The sequence below is a fragment of the Nonomuraea sp. AD125B genome, from assembly GCF_041402765.1.
Classification (GTDB): domain Bacteria; phylum Actinomycetota; class Actinomycetes; order Streptosporangiales; family Streptosporangiaceae; genus Nonomuraea; species Nonomuraea bangladeshensis.
The window spans coordinates 1-552 of sequence record NZ_JBGLOU010000051.1; the positions used below are offsets into that span (position 1 = coordinate 1).

Sequence of the window (552 nt, forward strand, 5' to 3'; positions counted from 1 at the left end):
TCGCAGCAGAAAGACCAGTGCCGGGTGAAATTCAGGCGGGGTGCTGCTATACGCACGTTTCCCGTAAACACATGACCGTCATGTGGAACAGAAAGCTTGGCGCATGGTGCTGATGCCACGACGCAGAATTTTCAATAAACAGACGCCCGGAACTGTCCGCCTGCCCAACCTCCTGCTGATATTTGCAGGGGTGGTAGCGATGCTTTTCGTATGGTGGGTGCAGGATGGGCTGGGCATAGCGCCCTGCGCGCTCTGCCTGTGGGAACGCTGGCCATGGCGTCTGCTGGTGGTGATTGGGGTAGTCGGTCTGCTCGTGCCGCGACGCTGGGCCAGAACCGTGGCGTCTCTGGGCGTGCCGACGCTGCTTGTGGATCTCGTTCTTGTGGCGGTTCATGCCGGTGTCGAATGGCGTTTCTGGAAAAGCCCGCTGCCGGAATGTCTGTCGCCGCATCTGACGGGCGCGACGATGGCCGAGCGTCTTGCTTCCATGCCGCTGCGCCCCGGCAAGCCGTGCGATATGCCGACCTATATTTTTGACGGGCTGCCGGTCTC

Annotated in this window: 1 protein-coding gene; it reads left to right on the forward strand. The window is 60.9% G+C overall.

All coding sequences use genetic code 11. The features are described from left to right. Nucleotides 1–103: 103 nt before the first annotated feature. On the forward strand, nucleotides 104–552 hold a 449-nt coding region (locus tag ACBR40_RS47085), incomplete at its 3' end, for a disulfide bond formation protein B (protein ID WP_371252954.1).